Raw genomic sequence first — 8,518 nt, 5'->3', positions numbered from 1 at the left:
CCCCGCGGCAGCGGGTGGCCCGGCTGCTCGTCCTCGTCGGGCAGCGGGATCGCCAGGCTCAGCGCCACCGGCAGCCCGAGCCACGCCGGCGGCCACACCGGCGACGCCGCCGCTGGCGACGCCGCGCCCGGGATCTCGGCGCTGGCGCTGCGCAGGCGCTGCGCGATCTCGGCCCGCCAGGCCACCGCCAGCGCCGCCGCATCGTCGGGCGCGGCGCCGTGCACCTGGCGCAAGGCCAGCGGGTCGAGCTGCCAGCCCGGCGGCGTGGCCGCCGCCTCGTGGCCGCGCGCGGCCAGGCGCAGGCGCGCACCCGTTTCCAGCACCTCCAGCTTCAGCACGTCGCCGACCGAGACGCCGGCTGGCAGCTCGACGATCGCCGCGTTCATCGCCGGCGCCGCCGCCGTCGGCAGCGGCGGCATCGGCGGCACCGTACCCGGCCCGGCCGGCGCCACGCCGGGCGCCGGACCGGACGGCTCGCGCCCGCGCATGCCGGCGGGATCGAGCCCCACCGGGGCGGCCGAGACGGGCCGGGACCACGACATGTGCACCTCCTGCAGCGAACGCAGGCGACATGCCGCGCACCGCTTCAGGGCGACCCGGCGGGCACCGCGCTTAAGGGCGCCGTCGTCGCGCGTGAAATGCGCCCGGGCCTTGGTCCGGCCCGGTAAGCCGCGAGTTCAGCCCTGCAACCAGAGCTTCTCGAGACCGGTGAAACGCCAGGCCTCCGGCGGCTCGATGCCGGTGACGCTGTCGCCGCAGCGCGGGTCCGACAGCTCGAGCTCGAAGGGTTCGATCGCGTGGCGTTCGGCGACCGAATAGAAGACCCGCACCCGCGGCGTCAGCAGCGTCGTGCCGGGGCCGATGACGACGGCCAGGCGTTCCGAGGCCAGGCGCAGCAGCGTGCCGGTGGGGTAGATGCCGACCGCCTTGACGAAGTGCTGCACCAGCAGCGGGTCGAACTCGCGCGGCGTCTGCGCCAGGTGGCGCATCGCCAGCCCCGGGTCCCAGGGCGGGCGGTAGGGGCGGCGCGAGGTCACGGCGTCGTAGGTGTCGCAGACCGCGGCCATGCGCGCGATCAGCGGGATCGCGTCGCCGCGCAGCCGGTCGGGGTAGCCGCTGCCGTCCAGGCGCTCGTGGTGGTGGCGCACTGCGGCGAGCACGCCCGCCGGCGCCCCGTCCAGGCGCGCGACCAGCGCGTGGCCGATCTCGGCGTGACGCCGCATCAGTGCCAGTTCGTCGCCCTGCAGCCGCGCCGGCCGCGTCAGCAGTTCGACCGGCAGCCGCGCCTTGCCCACGTCCAGCAGCAGCCCGGCCAGCGCCGCCTCGCGCAGCTGCGGTGCCGCCAGCCCCATCTGACGGGCGAGCGCGACCATCAGCGCCGAGACCGCGAGCGCGTGCAGGTACAGGTACTCGTCGGCCGCCTTCAGCCGGGCGACGGCGACCAGCAGCGTCGGCTCGTGCTGCACCGAGTCGACGATCTCGTCGACCAGGCGCTCGCAGGCCTCGGTGCCGATGACGCGGCCCAGGCGCACGCTGTCGTGCAGCGAGCGCAGCGGCGTCAGCGCGCGCCGGCACAGCGCGACCGCCGGCACGTAGTCGCGCCCGACCGGCGGTGGCGCCGGTGCCGGTTCGGGCGCGGGCGCGAGGTCGGCCAGCGGCTCGTCGGCCGGCACGATGGCCGGCAGCACGTCGACACCGCGCTCGGTGTCGATGACCAGGCGCGCGACGCCGCTGCTGCGCAGCTTTTCCAGGTCGCGCACGTCCTCGACGGCAAAACGCGTGCGCCAGAACGGGTGGTCGATCCACGAGCCGCAGAACCGGTTCACGAACATGCCGACACGCAGGTCGGCGATGGCGATCTCCCTCAGCACCGTCGCCCTGCTCCTCAGGCGGCGGCCAGCGCCGCCGGCGCCAGCCCTTGCTGCCGGCGCTCGAACATGCGCAGCAGCAGCGCCTCGTAGTCGCGCGTGTAGCGCTCGGTGTCGAACAGCGGCAGCCGCGTCCGGTTCTCGTCGAGGTGGCGCCGCATGGCCAGAAGGCGCCCGGGTTCGCGGCCGAGTTCGACCGCGGCGCGCACATAGGCCTGGGCATCGGCGCAGACGAGTTCGGGCAGTTCGCAGGCCTGCAGCAGGCTGGTGGCGACACGCGAGGCGAAGGTCTCGCCCGGCACCGTCAGCACCGGCACCCCGGCCCACAGCGCTTCGCTCGCGGTGGTGTGGGCGTTGTAGGGCCAGGTGTCCAGGAACAGATCGGCCGCGCGCAGCCGGGCGATGTGTTCGTCGACCCCCAGGCGCTCGGCGAAGACGACACGCCCGGCGCCGATGCCGTGGCGCTCGAGCGCGGCCAGCAGCCGGCGCTGGCCGTCGGCGTTCCAGGACAGCAGCCACAGCACCGCCTGCGGCAGCTCGTGCAGCATCTGCGCCCACAGCGCCAGCAGCTCGGGCGTGATCTTGTAGCTCTGGTTGAAGCAGCACAGCACCAGCGCGTCCTCGGGCAGGCCGAGTGCGGCGCGCGGCGGCAGCGGCGGCAGCGCGCGGCGGTGGTCGTTGGGCTGGTAGCAGTGCGGCATCTGGGCGATGCACTCGCTGTAGTCGGCGGCGTGTTCCAGCGGCGTGACGACGGGGTCGCCGATGACGTAGTCCAGGAAGTCGGCGCCGGTGCTGCCGGGGTAGCCGAGGAAGCTCGCCTGCACCGGCGCCGGCCGGTGCGCGAACACCGTCATGCGCGTGCCGCGGGTGTGGCCCTTCAGGTCGACGCCGATGTCGATGCCGTCGGCGCGCATGCGGGCGGCGAGCTCGGCGTCGCTCATGCGGCCGACGTCGAGCACGTGGTCGCAGGCGGCCAGCAGGCGCTGCTGCAGCGGGCTGCCGTCGGCGGCGCTGTGGCTGTAGGCGAAGACCTCGAAACGTTCGCGGTCGCGGCACTCGAGCAGGCCCACCATCAGCAGCGCGGTCGCGTGGTTGTGCAGGTCCGAGGACAGGTAGCCGACGCGCACACGCCCCGGCCGCCGGGCGCCCGGAGGCGGCAGCGCCGGGCGCTGGCCCTGCAGCAGATGCTGCGTGTGCAGCGCGCCGGCGCGGCGCTGCTGGGCGCGGCTGGCGGGCAGCGACAGCAGCGCGAACGGCGAGATCTCGCCGCCGCGCTCGGCGCTGGCGCCGTCGAGCAGCGCCAGCAGCGCCGCCGTGTCCTGTTCGAGCTCGCTCCAGTCGCAGCTCTGCTGGCTGGAACTGACCAGCAGCGGCAAGGCCAGCGGCGCGACGGCAGCGTCACGGTCGACCGAGAGCGCGGTACGAAAGCAGATCGCCGCCTGGCTCTCGGCGCCCAGGCGCTTGAACGCCAGCCCCAGGCGGTAGTGCAGCAGCGCGTCGCCCGGGCGCTGCATGCTGGCCTGGATCAGGCGCGAGATCGCCTCCTGCGGCCGCTGCGCCAGCAGCAGCGCGCTGCCCAGCGCCGACAGCAGCTCGGGCGTCGCGGGCGCGTGCGCGAGCACGGCCTCGAGCGCGGCGGCGGCGTCGGCGTGGCGGTGCTGGCGCGTCAGGCACTCGCTCAGCAGCAGCGCGCCGATGGCGTCTGCCGGGCGCAGCTCGAGCGCGCGCCGCGCCGCGGCGACGGCGCTGTCGAGCTTGCCCAGCTGCAGCTGCGCCCGCGCCAGGTAGAGCCAGGGCACGGGGTCGCGCGGCGCGAGCTGCAGCGCACGCTGGAAAACCCGTTCGGCTTCGCTCCAGCGGCCGCCTTCGACGGCGGCGATGCCGGCACGCCAGCTGGTCTCGTGTCTGCCCTGGCGGGCGGCCTGAAGCGCCATGAACCTTGCTCCTCGACGGTGTTGCCGGCGCCCGGGGCGGCTCGCGCCGGCCGGGGCCCTCGACGGCACAAAGGCCGGCCGGCAAAACCGGTCGGCCCAGGTGACGCGGGCCGCGGCCCGCGTGCGATGCGCTGCGTGCTCAGTTCAGCAGCGACAGGGCGAGCTGCGACATGCTGCTGCTCTGCTTGAGCATCGAGGTGCCGGCCTGCAGCAGCAGCTGCTTGGAGGTCATGTTGGCCGTCTCGCTGGCGAAGTCCACGTCCATGATGCGGCTCTTGGCGGCCGACGTGTTCGTGCTCATGTTCGACAGGTTGTTGTAGACGTGGTCGAGGCGGTTCGAGGCCGCGCCCAGCGCCGAGCGCACTTCGCCGACGTCGGCCAGCGCCGTGTCCAGCTTCGTGATCGTGGCGTTGGCGCTGGCGGTCAGCTCGGTGCCGACCGTCGTCGCATCGGCCGTCGTCTGGTAGGTGGTGCTGAGCAGACCCAGGCTGCCGTCGTCGGCGGTCAGCGCGGCCAGCGAATCGGACACGTTGACGACCATCGTCTCAGCGGCGCTGGCGCCGATCTGGAACGTGACGCCGGCGCCCTTGCCCAGCGTGCTCGCGCCGCCGGTGACGGCAGCGGCGTCGGTGCCGACGCCGAACAGCTTCTGGCCACCGAAGGAGGTGTTCTTGACGATGTTGGTCAGTTCGCGGCCGAGCGCGTCGTATTCGGCCTGCATCGCGGTCATGTCGTCGGCGGTCGAGGAGCCGTTGGCGGCTTCGGTCGCCAGGTCCTTCATGCGCAGCAGGATGCTGGTGGTCTCGGCGAACGCGCCTTCGGCGGTCTGCATCATCGAGATGCCGTTCTGCGTGTTCTTCTGCGCAACCGACATGCCGCGGGTCTGGGCGTCCAGGCGGGTCGCGATCTGCAGGCCGGCGGCGTCGTCCATCGCCGAGTTGATGCGGTAGCCGGTACCGAGCTTGGTCAGCGACGCCGACAGGTTGCGTTGGGTGTTGCTGACCGCGGTCTGGGTCGACAGCGACGCGGCGTTGGTGTGAAGGCTCAGCATGGAAGTTCTCCGGTTGGGTGGGTCAGTCCGAGAACGATGTGGCTCGGTCTCGTCCACACAGGGCGACGGCCTCCAGAATTTTTTAAACGCGGGCCACGAAGGCTTGCGGACGGATGCGCTTATTCGTTTGCCGCATGAAGGTCGGCGAATCGCTTCGTTCTGCGGCCGCCCCTGCGCCTTCAGCATCGCAGCGGTGAACTTCCAGCAACTCCGCGCCGCACGTGAAGCCGTGCGCCAACGCTTCAATCTCACCTCCGTCGCCGAGGTGCTGCACACCTCGCAGCCCGGCGTCAGCCGGCAGGTGCGCGAGCTCGAGGACGAACTCGGTGTCGACCTGTTCGTGCGCGTGGGCAAGCGCCTGACCGGTCTCACCGAACCCGGCAAGACGGCGCTGCCGATCATCGAGCGCCTGCTCGCCGAAGCCGACAACCTCAGGCGCGCCGGAGCCGACTTCGCCCGCGCCGGCGTCGGCACGCTGACGGTGGCGGCGACACACTCGCAGGCGCGTTACGCGCTGCCGCCGGTGGTGCGCGACTTCCTGGCGGCCAACCCGCAGGTCACGCTGCACCTGAACCAGGGTTCGCCGCGCCAGATCGCCCGCTGGCTGATCGACGGCGAAGCCGACATCGGCGTCGCCACCGAGGCGCTGGCCGACTTCGACGAACTCGTCGCCCTGCCCTGCTACCGCTGGAGCCACGTCGTCGTCGTGCCCGTCGGCCACGCGCTGGCCGACGAAGACCGCCGCGGCCAGCGGCTGACGCTGGAGCGGCTGTCGCAGTTCCCGATCGTGACCTACGAACCCGGCTACACCGGCCGGCGCCACATCGACGAAGCCTTCGAGCGCGAGCAGCTGCAGCGCGAGATCGTGCTCGCGGCGATGGACGCCGACGTCGTGAAGACCTATGTCGAGCTGGGTCTGGGCGTGGGCATCATCGCGTCGATCGCCTACGACCCGGCGCGCGACCAGGCGCTGCACGCGATCGACGTGCGCCACCTGTTCGAGGTGAACACGACCCGGCTGGCGGTGCGCCGCGGCAGCTATCTGCGCGACTACGCCTACGACTTCATCCAGACCTTCGCGTCGCCGCTGTCGCGTGCGCTCGTCGACCGGGCACTGGCGACGCCGCACGGCCAGGCGCTGGAACTCTCACCCGAACCGCCGCCCAGCAGCTCCTGGCGCGCCGCCGCGGCCGACGCCGTCGCGGGCGGCTGAGGCCGACTCGGGGCCCCCGGAGAGGCCGGGCTCAGGCCGCGGACTCGCGGGCGTGGGCCTCGTGGATCGCAGCCGACTTCTGCTCCATCTCGCGCCGCATCGCGCGCCGCATCTCGGCGGCGGCATGGCGCCGGCGCTGGTCGGGCGTCACCGGCAGCAGCGGCGACACCGCCACCGGCTGGCCGCCGTCGTCGACCGCGACCATCGTGAAGAAGCAGCTGTTGACGTGGCGCACGACGCCGGCGCGGATGTCCTCGGCCAGCACCTTGATGCCGATTTCCATCGACGAGCGCCCGGTGTGGTTCACCGAAGCCAGGAAGGTGACGAGTTCACCTACCTGCACCGGCTGGCGGAACATCACCTGGTCGACGCTCAGCGTGACGACGTAGCGCCCGGCGTAGCGGCTGGCGCAGGCGTAGGCCACCTGGTCGAGGTGGCGCAGGATGACGCCGCCGTGCACCTTGCCCGAGAAGTTGGCGGTGTCGGGCGTCATCAGCACCGTCATCTGCAGTTCGTGGGCGGGCAGTTGCATCGTCGGCTGGCGGTTGGAGGAGGCGGCGGCGCGGAGCCGCCGCCGCCGATCATGCCAGGGCCGCGGCGATGTCGGCCTGAGCCTGCTCGAAGCCGCGGGCGGCGGCTTCCGGGCCCATGTTCAGGCCTTCGGCATAGACCGGGCGCACGTCGGTGATGCCGAGGAAACCGAGCACCGTCTTCAGATAGGGCAGCTGCTGGTCGTGCGGCGTGTCGCGGTGGATGCCGCCGCGCGCCAGCGCGAGGATCACGCGTTTGCCCTTGACCAGGCCTTCCGGGCCGCCGGCACCGTAGCGGAAGGTGACGCCGGCCCGGGCGACGGCGTCGATCCAGTTCTTCAGCTGCACCGGCACGCCGAAGTTGTACATCGGCACGCCGATGACGATGACGTCATGCGCCTGCAGCTCGGCGATCAGCTCGTCGTTCAGCGCGACACGCGCCGCCTGCTCGGGCGTGCGCTGCTCGGCCGGCGTGAAGAGCGCGCCGAGCGCGGCTTCGTCGAGCATCGGGTGCGGCTGGGTGCCCAGGTCGCGCAGCGTGACGCTGGCGCCCGGATGCGCGGCCAGCAGGCTGGCGACGACGTCGTGGGCGAGGCGCGTCGAGTTGGCTTCGCGGCGCGGGCTGGTGTTGATCTGGAGGATGTTCATCATCTGGTCCTGTCGAGAGAGTGCCGGCGGGGGCGCATTCGATCGCTTTGCATGTCTGACGACGGGCGATGCCTTCGAGCTGCGCTCTCGGTGTGGAAGCCATTCTCTGGCGCCGCGCCGGACCGCTCGTTCGAGAGCGTCGACGTCTTGATTGCAATTGTTTGAATGCATGCGGTCGCGGCACGCCAGCCCGCCCCGGCGGCACGGCGAGGGGTATCCACCGGGCTCCCGCTGGAGATACCTGGGTAATTTATTCAGCTTCTCCACCTAGGGTTAACGCTGATACAGTCGCGACCTTTTGTTTGCCGGCTCTCGAAAGCTCATCATGTCCGCGTCCGATCATTCCCTCGCCAACCCCGGTCCGCTCGGCCTGATGGGTTTTGGCATGACCACCGTCCTGCTCAATATCCACAACGCCGGCTTCTTTCCGCTGAGCGCGGTGGTGCTCGCGATGGGCCTGTGCTACGGCGGCATCGCCCAGGTGCTGGCCGGCCTGCTCGAGTTCCGCAAGGGCAACACCTTCGGCCTCACCGCCTTCATCAGCTACGGCTTCTTCTGGCTTGCGCTGGTCTGCATCTGGGTGCTGCCCAAGCTCGGCCTGACAGAGGCCACGCCCGAGGAGTACATGGGCTGCTTCCTGGCGCTGTGGGGCGTGTTCACGGCCTTCATGTGGGTCGGCACCTGGCGCGCCAACCGCGTGCTGCAGTTCGTCTTCGGCAGCCTGACGCTGCTGTTCGCGCTGCTCGCGGTGCGCGACTTCACCGGCTCGCACCTGATCGGCACGATCGCCGGCTACGAAGGCATCGCCTGCGGCCTGGCGGCGATCTACCTGGCGATGGCGGAAGTGCTGGAGGCGCAGTACGGCCGCGAGATTCTGCCGATCGGGGCACCCGCCCATTAATTTGCCGCGAACCCTCCGCGAGGGGTTCGTGGCGGCCGCCGGATATATTGATCGGCGGCACCGATGGAATCATTCGGAAAAATGATAAAGGGCGTCCCGGACGCCCTTTCGTGATTTTCCGCCGAATCCTCTGGCGGCGCCCGTCGAAAACGGCAACGATTGCCGTTTGGCGCCGCCCGCGGCTTCAGAACTCGTAGTTGTCGATCAGCCGCGTGGCGCCCAGCCGCGCCGCGGCCAGCGCCACCAGCGGTTCACCTGCAGCCAGCGCCGCGGCATCGGGCGGCAGCAGGTCCTCGCGCCGGCGCACCGTCAGATAGTCCGGCGCCCAGCCGCGTGCCCGCAGCGCCTGCGCCGCGGCCGCCTCGGCTGCCGC

8 protein-coding genes and 1 pseudogene are annotated in these 8,518 nt (G+C 71.8%); 2 read left to right on the top strand and 7 right to left on the bottom strand.

Annotation, left to right across the window (positions count from 1 at the left end):
• From CKO43_RS24115 to CKO43_RS24100, 4 genes and pseudogenes are all read right to left on the bottom strand, one after another.
• Positions 1–542, bottom strand: a pseudogene (locus CKO43_RS24115) (hypothetical protein); the annotation flags it as partial.
• A gap of 135 nt (positions 543–677) precedes the next feature.
• Entirely contained in the window at positions 678–1,871 is a 1,194-nt protein-coding gene (locus CKO43_RS24110; RefSeq protein ID WP_200380241.1) for an HD domain-containing phosphohydrolase, read from the bottom strand.
• A gap of 14 nt (positions 1,872–1,885) precedes the next feature.
• On the bottom strand, positions 1,886–3,802 hold the full coding sequence (locus CKO43_RS24105; protein ID WP_200380240.1) for an O-linked N-acetylglucosamine transferase, SPINDLY family protein: 1,917 nt from the start codon (positions 3,800–3,802) through the stop codon (positions 1,886–1,888).
• A gap of 139 nt (positions 3,803–3,941) precedes the next feature.
• Positions 3,942–4,853, bottom strand: a complete 912-nt coding sequence (locus CKO43_RS24100) for a flagellin N-terminal helical domain-containing protein (protein ID WP_200231183.1) — start codon at positions 4,851–4,853, stop codon at positions 3,942–3,944.
• A gap of 193 nt (positions 4,854–5,046) precedes the next feature.
• Here CKO43_RS24100 and CKO43_RS24095 point away from each other — a divergent pair, with 193 nt between their 5' ends.
• Positions 5,047–6,066, top strand: coding sequence for a CysB family HTH-type transcriptional regulator (locus CKO43_RS24095; protein ID WP_200380239.1), 1,020 nt, complete (start codon positions 5,047–5,049; stop codon positions 6,064–6,066).
• Between the two features lie 31 nt (positions 6,067–6,097).
• Here CKO43_RS24095 and CKO43_RS24090 read toward each other — a convergent pair whose 3' ends face one another.
• Both CKO43_RS24090 and CKO43_RS24085 read right to left on the bottom strand, forming a co-directional pair.
• The gene (locus CKO43_RS24090) at positions 6,098–6,598 is read right to left on the bottom strand and encodes an acyl-CoA thioesterase (protein ID WP_200380238.1); all 501 of its coding nucleotides are present in this window, start codon (positions 6,596–6,598) and stop codon (positions 6,098–6,100) included.
• A gap of 49 nt (positions 6,599–6,647) precedes the next feature.
• Complete coding sequence (locus CKO43_RS24085; RefSeq protein ID WP_200380237.1) at positions 6,648–7,244, bottom strand: FMN-dependent NADH-azoreductase; 597 nt, start codon at positions 7,242–7,244, stop codon at positions 6,648–6,650.
• A 325-nt stretch (positions 7,245–7,569) separates the two neighbouring features.
• On the opposite strand from CKO43_RS24085, the gene CKO43_RS24080 reads away from it, so the two are divergent.
• On the top strand, positions 7,570–8,145 hold the full coding sequence (locus CKO43_RS24080; protein WP_200380236.1) for an acetate uptake transporter: 576 nt from the start codon (positions 7,570–7,572) through the stop codon (positions 8,143–8,145).
• Between the two features lie 184 nt (positions 8,146–8,329).
• On the opposite strand, the gene CKO43_RS24075 is transcribed toward CKO43_RS24080, so the two are convergent.
• Positions 8,330–8,518: pantoate--beta-alanine ligase (locus CKO43_RS24075; RefSeq protein WP_200380235.1), on the bottom strand; the 189-nt coding region annotated here is incomplete at its 5' end.

The sequence above is a fragment of the Rubrivivax gelatinosus genome (assembly GCF_016583785.1).
Classification (GTDB): Bacteria; Pseudomonadota; Gammaproteobacteria; order Burkholderiales; family Burkholderiaceae_C; genus Rubrivivax; species Rubrivivax gelatinosus_B.
The sequence above is the reverse complement of the archived record's forward strand: the minus strand, read 5'-3'. Positions and strand labels throughout refer to the sequence as shown.